Here is a 23,773-nt window from a genome sequence, read left to right on the forward strand (position 1 = left end):
TCGGCCTCATCGACGGCGGTCCCGACCGTACTAGCAGGGAGGTTTCGGCATGACCCAATCCAGATTCGTCATCGCGGGCGGTGGACTGGCCGCGGCCAAGCTCGCGGAAGCCTTGCGCGCCAACGATTTCGACGGCATGGTGACGCTCGTGAGCGCGGAGGAGCAGCTGCCCTACGAGCGACCGCCGCTGTCCAAGGAGCATCTGCTGGGCAAGCAGGCGCTCAGCGACTTCACCGTGGATCCCGCGCAGTGGTATCGCGACCATCATGTCGAGGTCATGCTGGGCACGACCGTCACCGCGCTGGACCGGAGCACCAAAACCATTGCGCTGCCGGACGGTACGACACTGCCCTACGACAAACTGGCGCTGGCCACCGGTTCACGCCCGCGGACGCTGCCCCTGCCGGGCGCCGACGCCGAGGGCGTCCACGTGCTGCGCACCATCGAGGAGTCCGACGCCCTGATCGCCATGTTCGGCTCCGCCCGGCGGCTGGCCGTGATCGGCGCGGGCTGGATCGGGCTGGAGGTGACCGCCGCCGCACGCGCCGCGGGCGTGGAAGTGACTGTGCTGGAAGCGGAATCGGTGCCGTTGCAGGCCGCGCTCGGGGCCGAGATGGGCCAGGTGTTCGCCGATCTGCACCGCGCGCACGGGGTGGATCTGCGGCTCGGGGTGAAGGTCGGCGAGATCACCACCGCCGACGGCCGGGCCACCGGGGTGCGGCTCGACGACGGCACCCATATCGAGGCGGACGCGGTGCTGGTCGCGGTGGGCGCGCGGCCCAATATCGAGCTGGCCGCCGACGCCGGGCTGGCCGTGGACGGCGGTGTGCTGGTGGACGAGAGCCTGGCCACCAGCGATCCGGACATCGTCGCGGTCGGCGACATCGCCGATCAGCAGCATCCGGTGCTGGGGCGGAGAATCCGGGTGGAGCACTGGGCGAATGCGCTCAATCAGCCCGCGACGGCGGCGCTGACCATGCTGGGCAAGCCCGCCGTGTACGACCGGCTGCCCTACTTCTTTACCGACCAGTACGACCTCGGCATGGAGTACACCGGGTACGTCGCGCCCAACCAGCAGGCGACCGTGGTCGTGCGCGGCGATCTGGCCGAGCGCGAGTTCGTGGCGTACTGGCTGGACTCGGGCAACCGGGTGCTGGCCGGGATGAACGTGAACGTCTGGGACGTGACGGACAAGATCAAGGAGCTGATCCTGAGCGGCGAGGCCGTGAACCCCGAGGAACTGTGACGGCAATCACATAATCCGGGGTCCGGAGTACGTCGCGACGGCGTGAGGAGTTCCGACCTGTGGACGAGAGCGCCCGCCGGGGCGCGCCGACGAAGGAGCCGACCGTGAAGTACATCCTGATCAAGACCTACTCCGCCGCCGCCTACTGCGACACCCCGATCAACGAGTGGGCGCCCGAGGAGATCCAGGCCCACATCGACTTCCAGCACGCCCTCGGCGAGGAACTGGCCAAGTCCGGTGAACTCGTCGACGCCCAGGGCCTCGCCGACCCCGGCCAGGCGCGCACCGTCACCTCCGACGGCCGGTCCGCACCGGTGGTCACCGACGGGCCTTTCCCGGAGACCAAGGAGTTCCTGGCCGGGTACTGGATCATCGATGTCGACACCCCCGACCGGGCGGTCGAGATCGCGGCCAAGGCGTCGGCCGCGCCCGGCCCCGGCGGCAAGCCGATCGGCGAGTACATCGAGATCCGCCCGATCATGAGCGCCCCGCCCACCGAGCTCTGATGCCGGACACCGCGATCGAGGACCTGCTGCGCGACCTCGCGCCGCAGGTCCTCGGCACTCTCGTCCGCCGCTACGGCGACTTCGACGCCGCCGAGGACGCCCTCCAGGAGGCCCTGCTCGCCGCCGCCACCCAGTGGCCCGCCGACGGCCTGCCCGGCAATCCGCGCGGCTGGCTCATCCAGGTCGGCGCGCGCCGCCTGGTCGACACCATCCGCGCCGACTCGGCCCGCCGAAACCGCGAGACCGCCAACGCGATTCGCGATCCGGAGCACCTCGGCGCGGCCGCACCCGACCCAGCGGACTCCGTGGTCGCCGCGCTGACCGACGTGAACCTGGCGGCTCTGGCGGGCTCGGGCGATGCCGACCCGGCCGCCGAGGATCAGGACGACACGCTGACGTTGTTCTTTCTGTGCTGTCACCCCGCGCTGTCGCCCGCGAGTGCGATCGCGTTGACGCTGCGGGCAGTGGGCGGACTGACCACCGAGGAGATCGCGCGGGCCTTCCTGCTGCCGGAAAGGACCATGGCGCAGCGGATCACGCGGGCCAAGAAGCGGCTCGCGCAGGAGCAGCGGCCGTTCGCGGTGCCCGCGGAGTCGAATGGTCGACACGGAGAATGGAACGAGCGGCTCGACAGTGTGCTGCGGGTGCTCTATCTGATCTACACCGAGGGGCACACCAGCGGCGGCGCGGCGCTACGCCGGGGAGATCTGTCCGGTGAGGCGATTCGCCTGGCACGGGCGTTGTTTCGTGTCCTGCCGGACGATCCGGAGGTCACCGGGTTGCTCGCGCTGCTGCTGTTGACCGATGCCCGCCGAGCGGCGCGCACCGGCCCCCGCGGCGAGCTGATCCCGCTGGCCGAACAGGATCGCGACTGCTGGGATCGCGAGATGATCATCGAGGGCGTGCGATTGGCGACCGCGTCCGTGCGCAGCGGCCTGATCGGCCCGTATCAGATACAGGCCGCGATCGCCGCCCTGCACGCCCAGGCGCTGCGGCCCGAGGACACCGACTGGCCCCGAATCCTGCTGCTGTACAACGCCCTCGAACGCCAGTCCCCCAACCCCATGGTGACCCTCAATCGCGCCGTCGCCACCGCCATGGTGCACGGGCCACAGGCGGGCCTGGATCTCACCGACACCCTCACCGAGTCGCTGGCGGGCAATCACCGCCTCGACGCCGTCCGCGGCCACCTCCTTGAAATGGCAGGCGACACCGACGAAGCCATCGACGCCTATACCGCCGCCGCCCGCCACACCACCAGCCTCCCCGAACGCGACTACCTCACCATCCGCGCCGCCCGACTCCGCCGCCAGTGACCCTCCGGGCGGCCGAAAGACTCTGCGGCGCAGCACATCCGCGCGCGGTGGTCAGGCGGCGGTGGCACGGAACGCGCCGGGCCTCTGGCCGGCGGTCTCTACCCCGCCACAGGTCTCGAAATCGACGGTGACCACCAGGACCGGCGAGCGAGCGCGGCAGATGTTCGTGCCGGCGGACTTCCTTGCCGCCGAACCGATTCCGGCCTAGACGCCGTTCCAGGTATTGCCGGTGATGAGTTCGTAGGCCTGGACGTACTTCTGCCGGGTCACCTCGACCACGTCGGCCGGGATCTCCGGGCCCGGGTACTCCTTGTTCCACCCGGTGGAGGTCGACCAGTCGCGCACGAACTGCTTGTCGAACGACTTCTGCGGACGGCCCGGCTCGTAGTCGTCGGCCGGCCAGAAGCGAGAGGAGTCCGAGGTCAGCACCTCGTCGCCGACGGTGAGAATGTCACCGTCCCAGCCGAGTTCGATCTTCGTATCGGCGATGATGACCCCGCGCGCGGCGGCGTGCTCGGCGCCACGCGCGTAGATCTCGAGGGTCAGGTCGCGCAGCCGCTCGGCGACCTCCTTGCCCTCCTGGTTCACCACGTCCTCGAAGCTGATGGGCTCGTCGTGCCCGGCGTCGGCCTTGGTGGTGGGGGTGAAGATGGGTTCGGGCAGCTTGTCGCCGTCACGCAGGCCGGGCGGCAGCGCGATGCCGGACACGGTGCCGGAGCGCTGGTATTCGGCCAGGCCGCCGCCGGTCAGGTAGCCGCGCGCGATGCACTCCACCTTCAGCATCTTCAGCGGCTTGACCCGCACCCCGCGGCCCGCGAACTCGGCGGGCACGTCGGTGGTGGACAGAATGTGGTTGGGCACATCGGAGAAGAACCCGAACCACCAGTTCGAGAGCTGGGTGAGCAGCGCGCCCTTGTCGGGGATCGGAGTCGGCAGCACCACGTCGTACACCGACACCCGGTCGGATGCGACCAGGATCAGCGAATCGCCGTCCTCGTACAGGTCGCGCACCTTACCGGCGTGGATGTGCTTCAACGGTCCTCCTCGTGCTGGGCGATTGCTGCCGTCGCAGAGCTTACCGACGGGCACCGTCCGCCTCGACGCCCGGTCGAACGGTCGATCGCAGTCGACCTGGAGCAACCGGCCCGCACGGGTCGGGATCGACCGGCCCGCGCGGGCCCGCGCCACGGGTCGGCGGGACGTGGCATTGTGGGGAACGTCGTGTCCGCGCCGGGTCACGAGTGGAGAATTGTTCGGTCCGCTCGATGCCCCACGCGGGCGCATCGCATCCCGCACCGAGCACTGGGCAGCGCCGCTCAGCGAGCCGGGTGCACCTGCACGGCAGCAGTTCTCTTCAGAGCTAAGGAGCCCTCTTGTCCGCACCGAATCTCACCCGCGAGCAGGCGATCGAACGCGCCGCGACGGTCCAGGTGGAGAACTACCGGGTCGAACTGGATCTGACCGGTCAGCCCACCAGTGCCGGAGAGCCGCGCGGTGAGACCTTCCACTCGAAGTCCACGGTGACCTTCACCGCGACCCCGGGCGCGCAGACCTTCATCGACTTCGTGGGCGCGGGTGTGCGCTCGGCCGTGCTCAACGGCGTGGCCCTGGATGTCAGCGGCTACGACGCGGAGCAGGGCCTCACCCTGCCGAACCTGGCCGCGAGCAACGAGCTCGTCGTCGAGGCCGACGGTGAGTACTCGAACACCGGTGAGGGCCTGCACCGCTTCGTCGACCCCACCGACAACAAGGTCTACCTGTACTCGCAGTTCGAAACCGCCGACTGCAAGCGCATGTTCGCCTGCTTCGACCAGCCCGACCTCAAGGCCACCTACGACGTGATCGTCACCGCGCCCGCGGACTGGGAGGTCATCTCCAACGGCCCGGTCACCGACACCCACACCCTCGGCGCCGTGGTCCGCCACACCTTCGCCACCACCCCGCGCATGAGCACCTACCTGGTCGCCCTCATCGCCGGCCCGTACGCCAAGTGGACCGACTCCTACAGCGACTCGCACGGCGAGATCCCGCTCGGCATCTACTGCCGCGCCTCGCTGGCCGAATTCATGGACGCCGAACGGCTTTTCACCGAGACCAAGCAGGGCTTCGGCTTCTATCACACCAATTTCGGTGTGCCCTATGCCTTCGGCAAGTACGACCAGCTGTTCGTGCCCGAATTCAACGCGGGCGCCATGGAGAACGCGGGCGCGGTCACCTTCCTCGAGGACTACGTCTTCCGCTCCAAGGTGACCCGGGCGTCCTACGAGCGCCGCTGCGAGACCGTGCTGCACGAGATGGCGCACATGTGGTTCGGCGACCTGGTCACCATGAAGTGGTGGGACGACCTGTGGCTGAACGAGTCCTTCGCCACCTTCGCCTCGGTGCTGTGCCAGGTCGGCGCGACCGAGTACACCAATGCCTGGACCACGTTCGCGAACGTCGAGAAGTCCTGGGCGTACCGGCAGGACCAGCTGCCCTCGACCCACCCGATCGCGGCCGACATCCCCGATCTGGCCGCCGTCGAGGTGAACTTCGACGGAATCACCTACGCCAAGGGCGCTTCCGTGCTCAAGCAGCTGGTGGCCTATGTCGGCGAGGAGCCCTTCCTGGCCGGTCTGCGCGACTACTTCACCGAACACGCCTACGGCAACGCCACTTTCGACGATCTGGTGGGCGCGCTGGAGAAGGCATCCGGACGCGACCTGTCCGACTGGGGCGCGCAATGGCTCAAGACCACCGGCCTCAACATCCTGCGTCCCGACTTCACCGTGGACGCGGACGGCAACTTCACCTCCTTCACCGTCGTGCAGGAGGGCGCGGAGCCGGGCGCCGGTGAGCACCGCGTGCACCGCCTGGCCATCGGCGTCTACGACGACCAGGACGGAAAGCTGGTGCGCACCAAGCGCGTCGAGCTCGACATCGACCCGGCCGAGCGCACCGAGGTGCCGGAGCTGGTCGGCGTCGGCCGCGGCAAGCTGGTGCTGGTCAACGACGACGACCTCACCTACTGCTCGGTCCGCCTGGACGCCGACTCCCTCGACACCGTGGTCGCGCGCATCGCCGACATCGCCGAGCCGCTGCCCCGCACCCTGGCCTGGTCGGCCGCCTGGGAGATGACCCGCCAGGCCGAGATGAAGGCCCGCGACTTCGTGGCGCTGGTGCAGCGCGGCGTCGGCGCGGAAACCGAGATCGGTGTCGTTCAGCGGCTTCTCATGCAGGCCGGCACCGCGCTCGGCGCCTACGCCGACCCGGAGTGGGCGCGCGCCGAGGGCTGGCCCGCCTACGCCGACCGGTTGCTGGAACTCGCGCGCGCCGCCGGTGCGGGCTCGGACCACCAGCTGGCGTTCGTCAACGCGCTCACCGGCGCGCTGCTCTCCCCGGCGCACATCCAGGTGCTGCGCCGGCTGCACGCCGGGGACGCGGAGGGCGTCGGCCTGCCGGGGCTGGCCGTCGACACCGACCTGCGCTGGCGCGTCACCCAGGCGCTGGCCGCGGCCGGGGCCATCGACGCCGACGGCATCGAAACCCCGGTCATCGACGCGGAACTCGCCCGCGACGACACCGCCGCGGGCCGCCGTCAGGCCGCCGCCGCGGCCACCGCCCGCCCGCAGGCGGCGGTCAAGGAATCGGCGTGGAACACCGTCATGGGCGACGACACGGTGCCGAACATCACCGCACGCGCCATCGTCAACGGCTTCGCCCCGGCGGGCCAGGCCGGGCTGCTGGCCCCGTATGTCGAGCGCTACTTCGCCGACATCGCCGGGGTGTGGGAGCGCCGCTCCAGCGAGGTCGCGCAGACCGTCGTGGTCGGCCTCTACCCGAGCTGGGCCGTCACCGAGGAGGCCGTCGCGGTGGCCGACAAGTTCCTCGCCGCCGACCACCCGCCGGCGCTGCGCCGCCTGGTGGTGGAGGGCAAGGCCGGGATCGAGCGCTCGCTGCGCGCCCGTGCCTTCGACCGCGGCTAGAGGTCCCTGCGCGACAACGCCTTTCGGCAGTCACAGCCCCTCCCGAATCCGTTCGGGAGGGGCTGCGTGCTGTCGGCGGCCGCCGTCTGAAGAGTCGCTGAAGAAGCCCGGACGGAAGGGCGCGCGGCGCCCGCAGTCCGACATGATCGGTGCCGCAAGCCATCCCGATCGAATGAGGCCATCCACCATGACATCCTGGACCCGTCACGCCGCCGCCGCTCTCGCCGTCACCGGAATCTGCTCCGCCGCAGTACTTTCCGGCACCGGAGTGGCCGCTGCCGATGACGATGACTCGCTCACCCGTTCCACCTGTAGCTGGGCTCAGATCGACGCCACCCTGAACGATCAGGATCCGGTGCTCGCACGGCTCATCGACGGCCACCCGGAACTCACGTCCGGGCTCGCCATCATGTACCAGCTGCCGCCCGAGGCCCGGCCGGAGTCCTTCTTCCGCATCGTGTCCCAGTACCCCGACGTCGAGGACCGCATCGAGCAGATCCGCCACGACCACGCCCCCGGCAGCGAACCCGTCCGCGCCAAGTTCGACCGGGTCGCCGACACCTGCCACCGCCACTAGCCCGGCCCGCGCTGCTGTGAGCCGATCCGCTCACAGCAGCACGGCCGGACTTCCGACGGGCCGCTGCGGCACCGTGAAGGCATGGCAGAGAACAAGACTCCGATGTTCAACTGGCACACCAGGGAACAGCTCTTCGCCCGCCGCGTGCTGGTGCTGGACGGGGCACTCGACGACGACAACGGCACCCTGCTCATGACCCAGCTGCTCACGCTGGCGGCCGAGGACCCCGAGGCCGGGATCTCGCTGTGGATCCACTCCCCCGGCGGGTCCGTGCCCGCCATGCTCGCCATCCGCGACGTGATGCGACTGGTGCCGGGCCCGGTGTCCACCCTCGCGCTCGGATTGGCCTGCAGCGCAGGGCAATTCCTGCTGTCAGCCGGAACGCCCGGGCACCGCTACGCCCTCCCGCACGCCCGCATCCTCATGCACCAGGGCTCGGCCGGCATCGGCGGCAGCGCCGTCGAGGTCGAGGTGCAGGCCGACGACCTGCGCTACACCGTGCAGACCGTGCTCGGCCTGATCGCCGCCGACACCGGGCAGCCCTACGACCAGATCTTCGAGGACTCGCTGCACGACCGCTGGTTCACCGCGACGCAGGCACGCGAGTACGGGTTCATCGACGGCATCGTGGACTCCTTCCACCAGGTCGTCCCGCAGCGCCAGAAGCTGGGGATCTCGGCATGAGCAGCTACACGATTCCCAATGTGATCGCCCGCGACCCGCGCGGCGAACGGATCATGGACGTCTACTCGCATCTGCTCACCGAGCGCATCGTCTACCTCGGCACGCCCATCGACTCCGGCGTCGCCAACGCCCTGATCGCCCAGCTCCTCCACCTGGACGCGGAAAGTCCGGGCCAGGACATCAACCTCTACATCAACTGCGAGGGCGGCGATCTGCCGGCCATGCTGGCGGTCTACGACACCATGCAGCACATTCAATCCCCTGTGGTGACCACCTGCGTCGGCCAGGCCATCGCGGTGGGAGCCGTGCTGCTGGCCGGTGGCGCGAAGGGCCGCCGCAATGTGCTCCCGCACTCCCGAATCGTGCTGCACCAGCCCGCGATCCGCGGTCAGGGCACCATCCCCGACCTCATCCTGCAAGCCGACGAGATCGTCCGCATGCGTGCCCAGATCGAGGCCATCCTCGCCACCCACACCGGTCAGTCCGCCGAAACCCTGCGTCGCGACACCGACCGCGACCGTGTGTTCACCGCCCGGACCGCGATCGACTACGGCCTGGCCGATCAGCTCCTCGGCCCGCGCGCCTGAACTCCGACGAGCGATGCACCGGCGCACCGGACACCGAGAATGCCGGTGCGCCAACGCATGCCCGGATCAAGCGACCAGGAGAACCGGGGACATCGCGAGGGGCGGGATCGACGGGTGTGGCGCGGGGGCGGGGCGGTCCAGGACGGGCTGTGCCATGGCGGGACGGGCCGGAGCCGGGAGGAAGCGGAGGAGTTCCTCGGCCACCTGTCGTGTGAGCTCACCCAGACTGGTTCCCAGCGCACCCGCCAGAGCCGCGATCATCTCGCTGGACGGTTCCTTGCGGCCCCGCTCGATCTCGGACAGATACTGCGGCGAAATACCGGCCCGCCCAGCCGTTTCCGTCAGCTTCTCGCCCCGTTCCAGCCGAAGCGAGCGCAACCGCTCCCCCAGCGCCTCCCGCCACAGCGGTTCACGCGCCGGCGTCGGCCGGATCGCACGCCGCGACGCCGCGGCCCCGTCGTCGAGACCACCGGGAATTGCTTGCAAACGCGGATGCTCGGACATCTCCCGAGCCTAAATTCCCCCACCCCGCCCCCGCGCCTCGATCTGCTCAGGGCGAAATGCCCGCCCTCGGGATGCGGATTTCTTCCCTCGGGGGTTTGGGGGCCGAGCCCCCAAACGTCCCTCGGGTTTCAGGGACGAAGCCCCTGAGAAGTGCCGGGATTCGGCTAGACCCGCCCGATGGCGGCAGCCATCACGCGCACGGCGGAAACCAGGCCGTCGATCAGCTCGCCCTGACGGAAGGAGCTGGTGGCGGCGGTGGCGCCGAGCTGGCAGACGCGGTCGTTGGCGCGTTCGGCGATATCGCGACCGGAGCGCACCTCGACGGATTTGGTGTTCGGGTCCACCGCGATGAGCACCGAACGGGCGGCCTCGGGGGTCGCGGGGAACAGGGCGTCCACGCCGGCGGCGGAGTCGGAGCCCAGGTCACCGATGTAGATGTTGAAGCGCACCTTGGTGGCGCGGGTGGCGTCGGTGAGCGCATTGTCCATGAGCAGCCGCTCACGATCGCTGAACGGCGCTTCCTTGAAGACATCGCCGGCCTCGTGCACACCGGAGACGCGTCCGCTGGTGGTGACCGCGTACCCGTGGGGCAGGTCGGCCTCGTTCACCGCCGGCCAATGCCAATTAGAACTTGCCACTTGCCCGGCCTCCGATCAGCTCCGCGTCGGCGGATTCGATAGCCGCATGGTCACCATGCGAATCAGCAGTGTCGTGGTGTCCGGATCCGGTCACCTCGTCGGTCGCGCTCCACAGCACGGGAGGCTGGGTCCACTTCGCACCGAGTTCGTAGTGTTCCGGCTTCTTGCCGGGCAACGGGCTGCCGAGGAACGACAATCCGGCGATCACCAGATAGATCGCGACCGGGATGCCGACGTAGATCAGCACTGTCTGGAGAATGCTCACGGCCCAACGGTAGTCGATGCGTCCGTGACTACTACGACCGGTAAGGGTTAGTGCGGCCGTGTCGTAACAAACCGTCTTTCAGACCAGCCAGGCCGTCGAGTTCGCCGGTAGTTCCCACCGCGCGTCGATCGCCGCGCTCGCCAGCAGCACCTCTCCCACAGGCAGCGGGATCGGGGCGTCGGTGGCATTGAGCACGCACAGCAGACCACCCCCGCGCCGGAAGGCCAGGCAGCCGGGCGGACTCGCGTACCACTCCAGCTCGAACCCGCCGAATTCCGGACGGACGGCTCGCAATTCGATCGCCATCCGATACAGCGACAGCATGGAATCCAGACGCTCCAGCTGCGCCTCCACGGTAAGCGCCGCCCACTCCGGCGGCATGGGCAGCCACGGCACACCCGTCGTGAACCCGAACGGCGGCGCCTCCCCCTCCCACGGCAGCGGCACCCGGCAGCCGTCCCGGCCGCGCTCGGTGTGCCCGGAGCGCTCCCAGGTGGGGTCCTGCAGCGCCGACTCGGGCAGGTCGTCCACGTTGGCCAGCCCCAATTCGGCTCCGTTGTAGACGAATACGCTGCCCGGCAGCGCCAGTTCCAGCAGGATCATGGCCCGTGCCCGCGCCTGTCCGACCGAGCCGCCGCCATAGCGGGTGACCTCACGCTCGATGTCGTGGTTGGACAGCGTCCAGGTGGGCGTCGCGCCGACCTCGGCCACCGCGCGCAGCGAATTGTCCACGGCCGCGCGAATCCGATCCGGATGGAACGGCGTCTGGGCGAGCCGGAAGTTGAAGGCCAGGTGCAGTTCGTCGGACCGGACGTATTCGCCGAAGCGGGTGTTGTCGTCGACCCACACCTCGCCGATGGCGACCGCGTGCGGATATTCGTCCATCACCTTGCGGATCCGCCGGTGGATATCGTGCGCACCGGGGTTGTTGAAGCGCGGATCGTCGTCCTCGAGGTGGAGCATCCGGGTGTCGACGCGTGCCATATCGGGCAGGCCCGGCGGTTTCGCCATGCCGTGCGCCACGTCGAGCCGGAAGCCGTCCACGCCGCGATCCAGCCAGAACCGCAGGGTCTGTTCGAAATCGGCTGCTACATCGGGGTTTTCCCAGTTCAGGTCGGGTTGCTCGGCGGCGAAGATGTGCAGGTACCACTGCCCGGGTCTACCGTCCGGTTCGATCACCCGGGTCCAGGCCGGACCACCGAAGATGCTCGGCCAATTGTTCGGCGGCACAGCGCCGTCCGGGCCGCGGCCGTCCCGGAAGAAATACCGTGCCCGCTCCGCACTCCCCGGCCCCGCCGCCAGCGCGGCCCGGAACCACGGATGCTGATCACTGGTGTGATTGGGCACCAGGTCCATCGTCACCCGCATCTGCCGGTCGTGCGCCTCGGCGATGATCTCGTCCAGCGCCTCGAGACCGCCGAACAGCGGGTCGATGTCGCGCGGGTCGGACACGTCGTAGCCGCCGTCGGCCATGGGCGAGCGCATCACCGGGCAGATCCACAGCGCGTCCACCCCGAGCAGTTCGAGATAGCCCAGCCGGTCACGCAATCCACCCAGATCGCCCACGCCGTCACCGCCGGAATCGGCGAAGGAACGCGGATACACCTGGTAGAACACGGCCGATCGCCACCACGGGGCCGGTCCGGCCCCGCCCCCGGCGACGGCGGAAATGTCTGTCACAGCCGCAATGGTGCCAAAGCCCGGTGACATTCACGGGCGCGTCGAACGGACTTGTCCAGTTTCAGCAAATAATCAGCGCACATCTGCGGGCCAGCGGAAGCACTGCGGGACACTGCGATTCCTGCGGATCGACCTCAAAAAGGCGAGTTCATGAGCGAATTGGCGGCCATGTCGAAGTACTCGAGCAGTTGCCGCCGGTGCGCGTCGTCGAGCACCTCGGGCTCGATCTCCGCCACCGCGATGTGCATGGCGCGCAGCCACGCGTCCCGCTCGATCGGCCCGACCTTGAACGGCACGTGCCGCATCCGCAGGCGCGGATGCCCGCGCTCGTCGGAGTAGGTCCGCGGCCCGCCCCAGTACTGCTCCAGGAACATCCGCAACCGGCGCTCCGCCGGACCCAGATCCTGCTCCGGATACAGCGGCCGCAACACCTCGTCCTGCGCCACCTCGCGGTAGAACGCCGCCACCAGCCGATGGAACGTCTTCTCACCGCCCACGGCCTCGTAGAAGGAGATTGCAGTCTGCTCGCCGGAAGTCACGCCCCCATTCTGCCGTGTCCGATCCACCCTCCGCTTCGCTCCGGGCGGGTTCGCGGCCCCGGGGTCTCGAACCCGCGGTTGAGCTGCCGAAATTGTGGTTGCCGACCACCCGCGAACCGAGGCCGGGCGATTGTCACGTCGTGTTCATCCGAATGTGTCTGACAATGTGTCGAAAGAGATGGCATTGGGCGCGATTCCATGGTCAACTGGGTGGCAGTCTGCCGAGATACCACACAATCGGACGAATACGAAACCGGGGTATGGCCCATGAAGCAGCGGCACGGCGCCCGACACGAGGCGCGGACCCACCGACAACTCCAGCCCGCCGACGTCCACAATCGTGGGTCGGGGGCTACTCCGCTGCACTTGCTGTCCGAATATTCTCATTCCGAGCATCACCCGGGCGCTCATCCCGAGCCCGCCCATCCGGGCGACCACCGCGAGCATTCGCATCATCCGCCCACCGCAGCACCCGTTCCCGCCTGGGCCAAACGCCGTGTGCTGCTGCTGAACGCCACGTACGAGCCGCTCACCGCCCTGTCCGCACGTCGCGCCATCGTGCTGCTGATCTGCGACAAGGCCGACACCGTGCACGACAACCCAGAGGGTCCGGTCGTGCATTCCGCCGGCACCGCGGTGGCGCTCCCTTCGGTCATCCGACTACGCAACTACGTGCGCGTCCCGTACCGGGCACGGGTACCCATGACCCGAGCCGCCCTCATGCATCGAGACCGCTACCGCTGCGCCTACTGCGGCGGCAAGGCGGAAACCATCGATCACGTCATTCCGCGCAGCCGCGGCGGCGCCCACTCGTGGGAGAACTGCGTCGCCTCCTGCGCACCCTGCAATCACCGCAAGGCCGATAAACTCCTGAGCGAACTCGGCTGGGTGCTGCACCATCCGATGGTCGCCCCCAAGGGCCCGCACTGGCGTTTGCTGTCGGCCAGCTCGGAGCTGGACCCGACCTGGTTGCAGTACCTGGGCGAGGGCGCGGCCTGACGGGTCACTCCCCGGTCGGCAGACCGGCGTCGGCGGCCAGTACGCCGAGCACGTGCAGAAAAGCAGTGCGCTCCTTGGCCGTCAACCCGGCGGTGAGTTCCTCGTCGAGTTCCCGCGCGGCCTTTTCACACGCCGCCAGCAGCGCGTTGCCCTGCCCGGTGAGCGTCAGCACCTGTCGCCGCCGGTCACCGGGATCGCGCACGCGCTCGATCGCGCCGAGGCGTTCCAGATGATCGGCCAGCGCCACCACCAGGCTCGGGGCGACACCGAGCCGGCCCGCCAATTCCTGCTGTGACGCGGCCTCGCCGTGGCTGAGCGCGGTCAGCAGCCCGGCGTGCTTGGGCTTCAGATCGAGGGTTTCGATGCGCGCGGCGAAGCGGTCGGCGACCACCGAACCCACCGTGCCGAGCCGGAAAGCGACGGTTCTCGGGAGTCCGGTCGGCTCCTTGACATCGTTCACGGGTCAGATGATACTTCCATCAAAACCATTCAGACTATGAATGATTTATGGAGTGAAGTAAATGGACGCTTACACCGGAATCGCCCTCGCGAACGCGGCGGTCGCCCTGATCTCGGGAATCTCCAGCGTGGTCGGCATGGCGCGGCCCGCCATGGCAGTGCCGGACGGTGGCCAGATCACCGCTGGCACAACATTTTTCGCCTACGCGTACGGGGCACGGGCGGTGCCGCTGAGCATCGTGCTGCTGATCCTGCTCGCAGCCGGGGCCCGCGGCGCACTGGCGCCGATCCTGGTGGTGGCCGGGCTGGCACAGCTCGGGGACGCGGGTATCGGTGCGGGACGGCGCAATTGGCCGATGGCGGTCACCTGCGTCGGACTGGCGGCGGTGCACCTGCTGTCCGCCCGGTGGATCGCCGGGCAGTGAGAGCTGCCGCGCCGCAGCCGGATTCGCGAATCAGCTGTATTCGCTGACGAGTATTCCCCAGGTGCCCGGCTCCAGCGCCTCGAAGACGTGGGGCATATCGCCGGGGTAGCAGATGTAGTCGCCGGGCGCGAGTTCGACCGGAGTGTCGGCGGGACCGACCTTGGCGCGGCCCACGCACAGGACGACATGTTCGACGACACCCCGGGTGTGGGGATCGGACTCACGGGGATGACCGGGCTCCGCGGTCAGGCGGTAGATATCACGGCGGACCGCGGGCGGGGAGGCGGCCAGCAGCGCGATGCGGTACTCGGACCGACCGGAGGCGAGGACCGGCGCTTCGCCGGCGCGAATGACCTGAACCTGCGGACTCGGCGGGTCCAGCAGCCGGGAGAACTGGATGTCCAGGGCGATGCAGAGCGCCCACAGGGTTTCGATGCTGGGGTTGCCCGATCCCGATTCCAGTTGGGACAGAGTCGATTTGGCGATCCCCGCACGGCGGGCGACCTCGGTCAGGGAGAGCCCGGAGCGGGCCCGTTCCCGGCGCAGCGCGGCGGCGATGGTCTCCTGCGGAGACTCGGATGCCTCCTGCGGAGAAAGGGGCGCGGGGCTGTCTGACGGGGTCATGATGGGTTCACAGTACCGGGATATCGGGGCGCCCTTTGACGAACCCAACCCGATGTGTTCATTATAGAAAACATGCGTTCGGCATGGCGAACACTCGATCGGGGTGTGCACACAGGAATCGCGGCTATCTGCCTCGCGGTCGCCGTGATCGGGGTGTCCTACGGCGCCACCGCCGTCACCTCCGGATTGCCCGGCTGGCTACCGGTGCTCCTGAGCATGGCCGTCGTGGCCGGTGGGTCGGAATTCGTCTTCATCGGCATCCTCACCGCCGGTGGTGGACTGGTCACGGCCGTGCTGGCCGGGCTGCTGGTGAACGTCCGGCACCTGCCCTACGGGCTGTCCGTCCCGGATGTGGTCGGCACCGGCTGGCGGCGGCTGCTCGGCACGCATGTCATGAACGACGAGTCGGTGGCCATGGCCATGGCCCAGCCGGACCGGGATCGGCGGCGAGCCGCCTACTGGGTGTGCGGGCTCGCGGTGCTGGCCGCCTGGCCGCTCGGCGCGGCCGTCGGCGCGATCCTCGGCGCGGTGGTGCCCGACCCCAATATGTTCGGGCTGGACGCCGTTTTCCCGGCCGTGCTGTTCTCGCTGGTGCTGCCCGCTCTGCGCGAACCCCTTACCCGCACAGCCGCTCTGGCGGGTGCGGTGGTCGCGGCGGCGACCACGCCGTTCCTGGGCGCCGGGCTACCGGTGCTGCTCGCCCTCGCCGCGGTCCTGCTGGTCGTCCGGCGGGCCGGGAAGCCGGATGCCGACCCGACCATGGCGACCGGCGGTCCGGTCGCGGGTATCGGCGACACTGCCGAGTGCGTCGTGAGCCACGCCGCAGGCATCGAAATCACTACCGCTACAGCTGGTTCCGTCTGATGCGGACCGCTCTGCGCCGATCGAATTCCCGAGGTACGGGCCGATGACCAAGACGCTGTTGCTCGGCGCCATGGCGTTGGCCATGGGCACCTTCGCATTCCGATTCGCCGGGCCGTTGTTGCGGAGCCGGGTCAAGATTTCGCAGCGCACGATCCGGCTGCTGGAGATCGCGTCGATCGTGTTGCTCACCGCGCTGGCGGTCACCACGCTGGTGCCCACCGGCAGCGGCCAATTCGGGTGGGCGCTGCCCGCGGGTGTGCTGGTCGCCGCGGGGCTGGCGTGGAAGCGTGCGCCGCTGCTCGTGGTGATTGTCTCCGCGGCGGTGGTCACGGCGGGGCTGCGCATGTTCGGCGTGCACTGACGAACGGGCTTCCCGGGGTGTACCGAGGCGCGCCCCGCACTGACCGAATTCGCTAGCCGTGCAGCAGATCCGCGAGTCGGGCCCAGGAATCCTCGGCGGCCTCGGGCCGGTACCAATCGCGGCCCGGGAAGAGGAAGCCGTGCGGGGCGTCGTCGTAGACCACGATCTCGTGCTGGACGTTGCCGGCGGTCAATGCCTCCTCCAGCTCGTCGCGAGCCTCGGAGTCGATCAGCGGATCCTCGCCACCGAAGAACAGCACCACCCGGCCCGTGATACCGGGGGTGGCTTCGACAGTGGGTTCCGGCGTGGACAGCGGGATATCGGTATTGGTGAGCCAGCCCGGGTAGAACGCGGCGGTGGCGGCCAGCGGGAGCTGGGTGGCGGCGTAGTAGGCGACGTGGCCGCCCGCGCTGAAGCCGACCATGTTCAGCGAGACCGCGCCGCGGTGGCGCAGTTCGTCGAGACACGCCGAGACATCGTCGACCACGCCGGGACGGGTCACGGTGCGCAGCAGCTCCAGGCCGCGTTCCCGGTCGACCTGCAGTTCCAGCTCGGCGCGCGGGGCGACGCGATGGAACAGGTCCGGCAGGACGGCGATGGCGCCCAGGGACGCCAGCCGGTCGACGGCCGCCCGCGCGGTCGCGTGCTGGCCGTAGATCTCGTGTCCCACAACGACTCCGGGATACCCACCTGGTTCCGCCGGACGGGCCACATAGGCGCTCATCACGGCATTACCGACCTTCAGGTCGATCCACTCGGTCACGATCGCGGCATCGCTCATGCCGCCAAGGTAATCGGGGCGACGCGGGGCGACCAATCATTGTGGCTATGTCGGCCATCGCAATTCCGATGGCCGACGGCCGGAGGACGCCTCAGCCACCGACGGCGGGCGCGAAGGCCGGAGCCAGTAGGGCGATACCCAGCGCCACGCCCGCGAGAATGCACCTCAGGATCGTCATGATGATGGCCCCTCCCGGTGATCGCGTTCGGCCCGACTCGAAGATATCCGGGCTCGAAAAACGCTACGAGCCAGGATATTCGGTGCCCCATGCGCTGGGGGCGGGTTCGGCGCCGACCGAGCGGCAGAGCCCTGGTGCCGAACGGACGGCGTCAGCCCGCGAGCAACGGCAGGGCGGGACCGCGACGGCGGGCCACCGAACCGTAGCGGGCGTCCAGGCGCAGCCAGGTGCGGGCCGCGCGCACCCGCACGATCTCGTCCACCGAGATGCGGCGCGAGTCGGTCTTCTCGCCACCGTGCGGAATGAAATCCATGGCGGCGAGGGCGAACACCACCCGCATCGGCACCTCGACCCGGTCACCGCCGCCCGACACGGTGAGCACCGTCTGATCCAGCAGGGCCGCCGGCGGACCGTGCCGGCCACCGTGCTCCTGCGCCAATTCGGCTCCCCGCTCGGCCAGTTCGACGAGCATGCGGGCGGGCACATCCTCCACGTGGACGAAGCCCGCCTCCGGCGGCAGCGCCGCACGCCAGGCGGAATCCATGGCGTAGCCGAGGCCGAAGGCGGTGGCTGCGCCGGGCCCGCGCAGCCCGGCGAGGACGGCGTCCGCGCCGACGGTCACATCGTCCATCCCGAGGTCGGCCACCACGGTCCGCACCGCCAGCGCCTCGAATCCGGTGGTGGCCCAAGCGGACACGTAGCGGTCGCCGCGCCGGCGCAGCCGGATGACGGCCGCCGGGTCGAGGCGGGTGGCGTGCGAGATGAAGGTGGCCAGGTTCTCGCGTTCCGCGGGATCCGGAACGTGCAGGGTCAGCTGTCCCGACAACGGTCGTTCTCGGTCAGTCCGCCAGCCACTGCGCGAGGTAGTCGCGTTCCCCGGCGGTGAGACGGCGTAGTCGCTGGGTATCGATGTCGAAGGCGGCCAACTGGGTGGAGGCGATCACCGCCGGCGGGGAGTCCGGGGCCGCGCCGGCGGCGCGCACCTCGTAGCCGACGGTGAAGTCCACCGCGCGCAGCCGGTCGATCCACATGGACACATCCAGCGGCGAATCCTCATGGCGAAGCTGGCCCTTGTACTGCACCCGCAGGTCTGCCAACACACAACCGGACCGCAGCGCGACGGTCGGTCGGTCGTCCAGGAACAGCCACGGGATGCGGGCCTCCTCCAGCAGGGTGACCATGCGGGCATGGTTGATGTGCTGGAAGGCGTCCATATCCGACCAGCGCACCTCCACCGTGGTGTGGAAACGCTTGGGCTCGGCCGGCACCGGGGACTCCCCCGATGTCGGCACAGCCGCCTTCGCATGGCCGTTCAGCGAACCGACACTCGTCAACGCGGTACCTCCGATTGCGCACCCACCCCACTCACCATGCTGCGCACCTGCCGCGCCGCGACCGACAGCGTGGCGAGGTCGTGGGTTCCGGACTCGAACAGTTCCGAGAGGGCCGAGCGTGCACGGCCCAGGCGGGACTGGTTCTTGGACTCCCAGTATGCAATCTTCTCCTCGGCCGTCTCCTCCGGGTCACCGGCGGAGAGCACATCGAGGGTGAGCGAGCGCAGCGAACCGTACATGTCGTCGCGCAGCGCGAGCCGGGCCAGCGCGTGCCAGCGGTCACCGCGTTCCAGGTGGCTGACCGCCTGCAACAGCCAATCGATCTTGAGGTGATCGTTGAGCGCGTAGTACAGCGCGCCCACCTCCTCACCGCTGCGATCGGTGATGTCGGCGATATCGAGCACATCCAGCAGCGGGAACTGGTTCAGCAGGCCGAAGACCTCGGTGGCCAGCTCCATCGGCGCGCCCTGCTCGACGATCGCCTGGGACTGCGCGTTGAGATTGTCGATGTGGTGGCCGCGCAGCCAGCCCGGCACCTTGGGCGTGAGGGTGCGCACCCCCTGCGCGTAGCGATGGATCTCCGCACCCACCGCGACCGGCTGCGGGCGGTTGCTCAGCAGCCAGCGCGAGGCCCGGTCCAGGGTGCGCTTGGTCTCCAGCTCCAGCACGTCCTTGATGCTCGTGGAGATGTCCGCGGCGCGAATACGACCCCACACCGCGCGCAGATCGAAGATCTGGGTGGCGGCGGTGAAGGCGCGCACCGCGTCGGAGGCCGAGGCCCCGATCTCCTCGCCCAGGCGGAAGGCATAGGTGATACCGCCCAGATCGACCACCTCGTTCACCAGCATGGTGGTGGTGATCTCGCGGCGCAGGCGATGCCGCTTGATGGCCGCTCCGAAGCGGGTGCGCAGCGGGGTCGGGAAATACTGCGAAATTCGCGCGGAGAAGTAGGCGGTATCGGGCAGATCGCTGGTCAGCAGGTCGGCCTTGAGCGAAAGCTTCACGTGCGCCATGAGATTCGACAGCTCCGGCGAGGTGAGGCCGGCGCCCGCCTCGATGCGCTGCTTCAGCTGGCGGTCGCTGGGCAGCGCCTCGAGCTCGCGGTCCAGGCCGCGACGCTCCTCGAGTTCCCGGATGAGGCGGTGATGCACATTGAGCATGCGCGGGGCATCGGCACGGGACATGCCCATCAGATAGTTCTGGGAGACGTTGTCCTGCAGCACGAGTGCGGAGACCTCGTCGGTCATGGAGGCCAGCAGCGGATTGCGCTCGGCCTCGGACAGCTCGCCGGAGGACACCACGCCGTCGAGCAGGACCTTGATATTGACCTCGTGGTCGGAGCAGTCCACACCGGCGGAGTTGTCGAGCGCGTCGGTGTTCATCTTGCCGTCGTGGCGGCAGAACTCGATGCGGCCCAGCGCGGTGACACCGAGATTGCCGCCCTCGCCGATCACCTTGACCCGCAGGTCGTTCGCGTTCACCCGGACCGCGTCATTGGACTTGTCGCCCACCTCGGCATTGGTCTCGGTGCTGGCCTTGATGTAGGTGCCGATGCCGCCGTTCCACAGCAGCTGCACCGGGGACAGCAGGATGGCCCGGATCATCTCCGGCGGCGACAGCGCGGTGACGTCGGCGGCCAGGCCGAGCACCTCGCGGACCTGATCGCTGACCGGGATGGCCTTGACCGTGCGGTCGTAGACCCCGCCGCCCGCGCTGATCAGGGACCGGTCGTAGTCGGCCCACGACGAGCGCGGCAGCGCGAACATGCGCTCACGCTCGGCGTACGACGTCGCGGCGTCGGGATTCGGGTCCAGGAAGATGTGGCGGTGGTCGAAGGCCGCGACCAGCCGGATGTGGCGCGAGAGCAGCATGCCGTTGCCGAACACGTCACCGGACATGTCGCCGACGCCGACCACCGTGAAGTCCTGCGACTGGGTGTCGATGTCCATCTCGGCGAAGTGCCGCTTCACGCTCTCCCACGCGCCCTTGGCGGTGATGCCCATGGCCTTGTGGTCGTAGCCCGCCGACCCGCCCGAGGCGAAGGCGTCGCCGAGCCAGAAACCGTATTGCATGGCCACGTCATTGGCGATGTCGGAGAAGGTGGCGGTGCCCTTGTCGGCGGCGACCACCAGGTAGGTGTCGTCGGCGTCGCGGCGCAGCACCCGCGCGGGCGGCCGCACCGCGCCGGTGACGCGATCGACATTGTCGGTGACATCGAGCAGGCCGGAGATGAAGGTGCGGTAGCAGGCGATGCCCTCGGCCTGCAGCGCCTGGCGGTCGGCGACCGGATCCGCGGTGGCGACCGGGGGCTGCTTCACCACGAATCCACCCTTGGCGCCGACCGGCACGATCACCGCGTTCTTCACCGCCTGCGCCTTGACCAGGCCCAGGATCTCGGTGCGGAAATCCTCCAGGCGGTCCGACCACCGCAAGCCGCCGCGCGCGACCGGGCCGAAGCGCAGGTGCACGCCCTCCACCCGCGGGGAGTAGACGAAGATCTCGAATTGCGGCCTGGGCTTGGGCAATTCGGTGATCTCCTGCGGTTCCACCTTGAACGACAGGTAATCCCGCGCCTTGCCCTCGGCGTCGGTGACGTAGTAGTTGGTGCGCAGGGTGGCCTTGATCAGGCCGAGGATCGCGCGCAGGATGCGGTCGGCGTCCAGGCTCACGACCTCGTCGATGCGGTGGCGGACCGCCGCCTCCAGCTCAGTGGCGTGGTCGGGGTTGGCCGAGTCCGGATCGAAGAGCGCGGTGAACAGGTCGACGAACATGCTCGCCGCCTCCGGATTGGCCAGCAGCACGCGGGTGATGGCGGCCTGGCTGTACGGGAATCCGGCCTGCTGCAGGTACTTGGAGTAGGCACGCAGGATGGAGACGCTGCGCCAGTGCAGGCCGGCGCCCAGCACCAGCTCATTGAGACCGTCGGCCTCGGCGCGGTCGTACCAGAGCGCCGCGAAGGCGTCGGTGAACCGCTCCCGTAAACCGCGCACCTGGGCATCGAGGACATCGAGCCGGCCCACGGACTCCACCAGTTCGGCGTCCATGTTCCGGTCCAGGGCGCTGCGCAGCAGTTCGGGACGGGCCAGCAGGCCGAAGTCGTAGATCCACTGATCCGGGGCCTGATCGCGCTCGACCTGGTGCGGGCGCTCGTCGATCACCTCTACGCCGAGGCTCTGCAGCAATGGCAGCACCTGGCTCAGCGAGATACCGCCGCCACCGACGTAGAGCGTGAAACGCCAAGAACCCGGCGCGGAGGCCGGCCGGCGGTACAGGTGCTGATCGATCCCCCCGTCGGCCAGCCGCTGCAGCCGCAGGATGTCGGCCACGGCGCGGGTGGGCTCGAAATCCTCCTTGTAGCTCTCCGGGAGCGACTCGGCGTAGCGCTGCGCCACGGCCGGGTCGAGCACACTGGAGTCGGCCACCTCGTCGCGCAGGTGGTCGTCCCAGGTGCGGCTGGCCTCGGCGAGCAGGTGCTGGATGCGCAGCCGGTTGGGCTCGCCGGTGTCGGCCACGATGCCCTCGTCGGGCAGGCGGACCGTGAAATACACACTGGCGAGGTCACTTTCGGATACCCGCGCGGAGTAGTCGATGGACACACCACCGAGCTCGCGCATGAGGATATCCTGCATCTCCAGGCGGACGCGGGTGGTGTAGCGGTCACGCGGCAGGTACACCATGCAGGCCACGAAGCGGCCGTAGCTGTCCCGGCGCATGAACAGCCGAACTTGGCGGCGCATACCGACATTCAGCACCGCGCTGGCGGTGCGGCGCAGCGCGTCGCCGTCCGAGGAGAACAGCTCGGTGCGCGGAAAGGACTGGATGACCTCGAGCATCTCCTGGCCGGAGAAGGAGTCCAGGTCGAAGCCGCTGGCCTCGATGATGGAGCGCACCCGGCGCTCGATGACCGGGATGTCGAGCACGTTCTCGTGCAGGGCGGTGACCGTGAAGACGCCGATGAACAAGTGCTCGCCTACGACAGCACCGGATTCGTCCATCTCGGCCACGCCGACGAAGTACGGGTAGACCGCACGGTGCACCGTGGCCGGGACCAGGCCCTGGGTCAGCATGAGCAGCGACTCGTCGCCGCTGTTGTCGGGGACCCGGAAGTCGGTGCCCACGTTGGGGCGCAGCACGCCGAGGCTGGTCTCCGGCACGATGACGGACTTGGCCTGACCGTCCACGGTGCTGCGCTCGTAGCGGGCGTACCCGAGCACGGTGAAGTGACCGTCGGCCAGCCAGCGCAGCAGGTTGGCGCAATCGGTGAGATCCGTTGCGGGGAAAGCGGATCTACCCGCGGAGGCCGCGATATCGAGCTCGCCGGCGACGCGCTCCTGGGCCTCGCGCATGGCCTCGGTGTCCTCGATGACCCGGCGCACATCGGTGAGCACGTCGGGCAGCGCGGTCTCGATATTCTCGAGCTGGGCGCGGCTGGTGGCCGGGTGCAGTTGCACGTGCATCCAGGACTCGCGCAGGCTGATGGCGCCGTTGCTGTCGACTTCGTGGGGCGCCGCCTTCTCCAGGTGGCCCGTGGCGTCCCGGGTCACCTCGAAGATGGGGTGCACGACCTCGCTGACGCTGACGCCGATCCGGCTCAGCGAGGAGGTCACGGATTCAACCAACAGCGGCATGTCATCGGTCACCAACTGGATGGCGACGCCGAGGCCGGCTTCGTCATCCGCATGGTACACACGGACATTCGCGGTGCCAGGGGTGCGCTGGATGCCCAGATCCAGATGGCAGCGGAAGATGTGGGTGGATGTAGCGGGAATCGCACAGTCAGCATCGCCGGCGTCGACGTGGCGGAAATACGCCTCCTCGAGGGATACCAGATTGCCCCGCAATGACGCGGGCAAACTCGCAGCCCAGGCCTTGCTGGACAATTCGGACGAGACCGTCATTTCGCCAACTCCTCGGATTCGGTTCCGTAACAAAGTGACGCCGATGCGAGAGTAGCTGGACACAGGAACTGCTGGGCTGAATTCCTGTCAATGCCGCACCGCGTCTCATAATACGGACAAACCGGACGGTTCGGTGTTCGCTGAGTTCATCCGAAATCGCCAGGTCGTCTATGACAAACCTTGCACCAAAACAGTTTTCACGCACAAGTGCGAATGCGAAACCGCTGAGTTCGCTGTTCGATAACCGTTCATCTGACCGGTCACAGCCCGCCACCCAGCGGGCCGTGAACCGTCCGGCAAACGTCTCCGGCCCGCCGAAAAGGTGGTCGAACGACCGTCGGCA

Annotated in this window: 23 protein-coding genes; 11 read left to right on the plus strand and 12 right to left on the minus strand. The window is 68.8% G+C overall.

Translation table 11 applies throughout. The annotated features are described in order from the left end of the window. The first annotated feature begins 49 nt into the window (after positions 1-49). The 3 genes from ON33_RS18845 to ON33_RS18855 all read left to right on the plus strand — a co-directional run bounded on the left by ON33_RS18845 (position 50) and on the right by ON33_RS18855 (position 3,068). Positions 50-1,246, plus strand: coding sequence for an NAD(P)/FAD-dependent oxidoreductase (locus ON33_RS18845; protein WP_040860228.1), 1,197 nt, complete (start codon positions 50-52; stop codon positions 1,244-1,246). Between the two features lie 104 nt (positions 1,247-1,350). Next, the gene (locus ON33_RS18850) at positions 1,351-1,752 is read left to right on the plus strand and encodes a YciI family protein (protein WP_040860587.1); all 402 of its coding nucleotides are present in this window, start codon (positions 1,351-1,353) and stop codon (positions 1,750-1,752) included. Then, positions 1,752-3,068, plus strand: a complete 1,317-nt coding sequence (locus ON33_RS18855; RefSeq protein WP_040860229.1) for an RNA polymerase sigma factor — start codon at positions 1,752-1,754, stop codon at positions 3,066-3,068. The genes ON33_RS18850 and ON33_RS18855 overlap by 1 nt, the downstream gene beginning before the upstream one ends. A gap of 204 nt (positions 3,069-3,272) precedes the next feature. Here ON33_RS18855 and ON33_RS18860 read toward each other — a convergent pair whose 3' ends face one another. After that, positions 3,273-4,103: a phosphoribosylaminoimidazolesuccinocarboxamide synthase gene (locus ON33_RS18860; protein WP_040860230.1), complete on the minus strand. Its 831-nt coding sequence runs from the start codon at positions 4,101-4,103 to the stop codon at positions 3,273-3,275. Between the two features lie 338 nt (positions 4,104-4,441). On the opposite strand from ON33_RS18860, the gene pepN reads away from it, so the two are divergent. From pepN to ON33_RS18880, 4 genes are all read left to right on the plus strand, one after another. After that, positions 4,442-7,033 carry an aminopeptidase N gene (gene pepN / locus ON33_RS18865; protein ID WP_040860231.1) on the plus strand — a complete coding sequence of 864 codons (2,592 nt, stop codon included), beginning with the start codon at positions 4,442-4,444 and terminating at the stop codon, positions 7,031-7,033. A 187-nt stretch (positions 7,034-7,220) separates the two neighbouring features. Next, on the plus strand, positions 7,221-7,610 hold the full coding sequence (locus ON33_RS38340; protein WP_051152448.1) for a hemophore-related protein: 390 nt from the start codon (positions 7,221-7,223) through the stop codon (positions 7,608-7,610). 81 nt (positions 7,611-7,691) lie between these two features. Further along, the gene (locus ON33_RS18875; RefSeq protein WP_040860232.1) at positions 7,692-8,294 is read left to right on the plus strand and encodes a ClpP family protease; all 603 of its coding nucleotides are present in this window, start codon (positions 7,692-7,694) and stop codon (positions 8,292-8,294) included. Then, positions 8,291-8,881, plus strand: coding sequence for a ClpP family protease (locus tag ON33_RS18880; RefSeq protein WP_040860233.1), 591 nt, complete (start codon positions 8,291-8,293; stop codon positions 8,879-8,881). Before ON33_RS18875 ends, ON33_RS18880 begins: the two co-directional genes overlap by 4 nt. Positions 8,882-8,947: 66 nt before the next feature. On the opposite strand, the gene ON33_RS18885 is transcribed toward ON33_RS18880, so the two are convergent. The 5 genes from ON33_RS18885 to ON33_RS18905 form a co-directional block, all read right to left on the minus strand. Beyond that, on the minus strand, positions 8,948-9,385 hold the full coding sequence (locus ON33_RS18885; RefSeq protein WP_083869079.1) for a helix-turn-helix domain-containing protein: 438 nt from the start codon (positions 9,383-9,385) through the stop codon (positions 8,948-8,950). Positions 9,386-9,549: 164 nt separating this feature from the next. Beyond that, positions 9,550-10,023: a DUF5130 domain-containing protein gene (locus ON33_RS18890; RefSeq protein ID WP_040860234.1), complete on the minus strand. Its 474-nt coding sequence runs from the start codon at positions 10,021-10,023 to the stop codon at positions 9,550-9,552. Then, positions 10,010-10,288 (minus strand): aa3-type cytochrome oxidase subunit CtaJ, encoded by a 279-nt coding sequence (gene ctaJ / locus ON33_RS18895; RefSeq protein ID WP_040860235.1) that lies wholly within the window; start codon positions 10,286-10,288, stop codon positions 10,010-10,012. The genes ON33_RS18890 and ctaJ overlap by 14 nt, the downstream gene beginning before the upstream one ends. Positions 10,289-10,366: 78 nt before the next feature. Then, positions 10,367-11,968, minus strand: a complete 1,602-nt coding sequence (locus ON33_RS18900; RefSeq protein WP_245550582.1) for a glycoside hydrolase family 13 protein — start codon at positions 11,966-11,968, stop codon at positions 10,367-10,369. 134 nt (positions 11,969-12,102) lie between these two features. Next, positions 12,103-12,507: a globin gene (locus ON33_RS18905; RefSeq protein WP_040860236.1), complete on the minus strand. Its 405-nt coding sequence runs from the start codon at positions 12,505-12,507 to the stop codon at positions 12,103-12,105. A 267-nt stretch (positions 12,508-12,774) separates the two neighbouring features. Between ON33_RS18905 and ON33_RS18910 the strand changes: the two genes are divergently transcribed. Beyond that, positions 12,775-13,506: an HNH endonuclease gene (locus ON33_RS18910; protein WP_174391543.1), complete on the plus strand. Its 732-nt coding sequence runs from the start codon at positions 12,775-12,777 to the stop codon at positions 13,504-13,506. A gap of 4 nt (positions 13,507-13,510) precedes the next feature. Here ON33_RS18910 and ON33_RS18915 read toward each other — a convergent pair whose 3' ends face one another. After that, positions 13,511-13,966 (minus strand): MarR family winged helix-turn-helix transcriptional regulator, encoded by a 456-nt coding sequence (locus ON33_RS18915; RefSeq protein WP_040860237.1) that lies wholly within the window; start codon positions 13,964-13,966, stop codon positions 13,511-13,513. 61 nt (positions 13,967-14,027) lie between these two features. Here ON33_RS18915 and ON33_RS18920 point away from each other — a divergent pair, with 61 nt between their 5' ends. Next, complete coding sequence (locus ON33_RS18920; protein ID WP_040860238.1) at positions 14,028-14,390, plus strand: hypothetical protein; 363 nt, start codon at positions 14,028-14,030, stop codon at positions 14,388-14,390. A 30-nt stretch (positions 14,391-14,420) separates the two neighbouring features. Here the strand turns inward: ON33_RS18920 and ON33_RS18925 are convergent, their stop codons facing one another. Next, positions 14,421-15,014 (minus strand): helix-turn-helix domain-containing protein, encoded by a 594-nt coding sequence (locus ON33_RS18925; RefSeq protein WP_040860239.1) that lies wholly within the window; start codon positions 15,012-15,014, stop codon positions 14,421-14,423. Positions 15,015-15,119: 105 nt separating this feature from the next. Here ON33_RS18925 and ON33_RS18930 point away from each other — a divergent pair, with 105 nt between their 5' ends. After that, positions 15,120-15,878: an AzlC family ABC transporter permease gene (locus ON33_RS18930; protein WP_444543759.1), complete on the plus strand. Its 759-nt coding sequence runs from the start codon at positions 15,120-15,122 to the stop codon at positions 15,876-15,878. Between the two features lie 43 nt (positions 15,879-15,921). Then, complete coding sequence (locus ON33_RS18935; protein ID WP_040860240.1) at positions 15,922-16,239, plus strand: AzlD domain-containing protein; 318 nt, start codon at positions 15,922-15,924, stop codon at positions 16,237-16,239. Positions 16,240-16,291: 52 nt separating this feature from the next. Here ON33_RS18935 and ON33_RS18940 read toward each other — a convergent pair whose 3' ends face one another. From ON33_RS18940 to ON33_RS18955, 4 genes are all read right to left on the minus strand, one after another. Further along, positions 16,292-17,020, minus strand: a complete 729-nt coding sequence (locus tag ON33_RS18940; protein WP_040860241.1) for a dienelactone hydrolase family protein — start codon at positions 17,018-17,020, stop codon at positions 16,292-16,294. Between the two features lie 329 nt (positions 17,021-17,349). Beyond that, positions 17,350-18,024 (minus strand): DUF8185 domain-containing protein, encoded by a 675-nt coding sequence (locus ON33_RS18945; protein ID WP_083869082.1) that lies wholly within the window; start codon positions 18,022-18,024, stop codon positions 17,350-17,352. A 13-nt stretch (positions 18,025-18,037) separates the two neighbouring features. Beyond that, positions 18,038-18,466 carry an acyl-CoA thioesterase gene (locus ON33_RS18950; RefSeq protein ID WP_040860594.1) on the minus strand — a complete coding sequence of 143 codons (429 nt, stop codon included), beginning with the start codon at positions 18,464-18,466 and terminating at the stop codon, positions 18,038-18,040. 62 nt (positions 18,467-18,528) lie between these two features. Beyond that, positions 18,529-23,430, minus strand: coding sequence for an NAD-glutamate dehydrogenase (locus ON33_RS18955; protein ID WP_040860242.1), 4,902 nt, complete (start codon positions 23,428-23,430; stop codon positions 18,529-18,531). Between the last annotated feature and the right edge of the window lie 343 nt (positions 23,431-23,773).

The sequence above is a fragment of the Nocardia niigatensis NBRC 100131 genome (genome assembly GCF_000308655.1).
Classification (GTDB): domain Bacteria; phylum Actinomycetota; class Actinomycetes; order Mycobacteriales; family Mycobacteriaceae; genus Nocardia; species Nocardia niigatensis.

Bases quoted from the DNA above. Each gene is read 5' to 3' on its own strand.
- ON33_RS18845 (WP_040860228.1), top strand. From the start codon at position 50: ATGACCCAATCCAGATTCGTCATCGCGGGCGGTGGACTGGCCGCGGCC.
- ON33_RS18855 (WP_040860229.1), top strand. From the start codon at position 1,752: ATGCCGGACACCGCGATCGAGGACCTGCTGCGCGACCTCGCGCCGCAG.
- ON33_RS38340 (WP_051152448.1), top strand. From the start codon at position 7,221: ATGACATCCTGGACCCGTCACGCCGCCGCCGCTCTCGCCGTCACCGGA.
- ON33_RS18875 (WP_040860232.1), top strand. From the start codon at position 7,692: ATGGCAGAGAACAAGACTCCGATGTTCAACTGGCACACCAGGGAACAG.
- ON33_RS18880 (WP_040860233.1), top strand. From the start codon at position 8,291: ATGAGCAGCTACACGATTCCCAATGTGATCGCCCGCGACCCGCGCGGC.
- ON33_RS18885 (WP_083869079.1), bottom strand. From the start codon at position 9,385: ATGTCCGAGCATCCGCGTTTGCAAGCAATTCCCGGTGGTCTCGACGAC.
- ON33_RS18910 (WP_174391543.1), top strand. From the start codon at position 12,775: ATGAAGCAGCGGCACGGCGCCCGACACGAGGCGCGGACCCACCGACAA.
- ON33_RS18920 (WP_040860238.1), top strand. From the start codon at position 14,028: ATGGACGCTTACACCGGAATCGCCCTCGCGAACGCGGCGGTCGCCCTG.
- ON33_RS18925 (WP_040860239.1), bottom strand. From the start codon at position 15,014: ATGACCCCGTCAGACAGCCCCGCGCCCCTTTCTCCGCAGGAGGCATCC.
- ON33_RS18935 (WP_040860240.1), top strand. From the start codon at position 15,922: ATGACCAAGACGCTGTTGCTCGGCGCCATGGCGTTGGCCATGGGCACC.
- ON33_RS18940 (WP_040860241.1), bottom strand. From the start codon at position 17,020: ATGAGCGATGCCGCGATCGTGACCGAGTGGATCGACCTGAAGGTCGGT.
- ON33_RS18955 (WP_040860242.1), bottom strand. From the start codon at position 23,430: ATGACGGTCTCGTCCGAATTGTCCAGCAAGGCCTGGGCTGCGAGTTTG.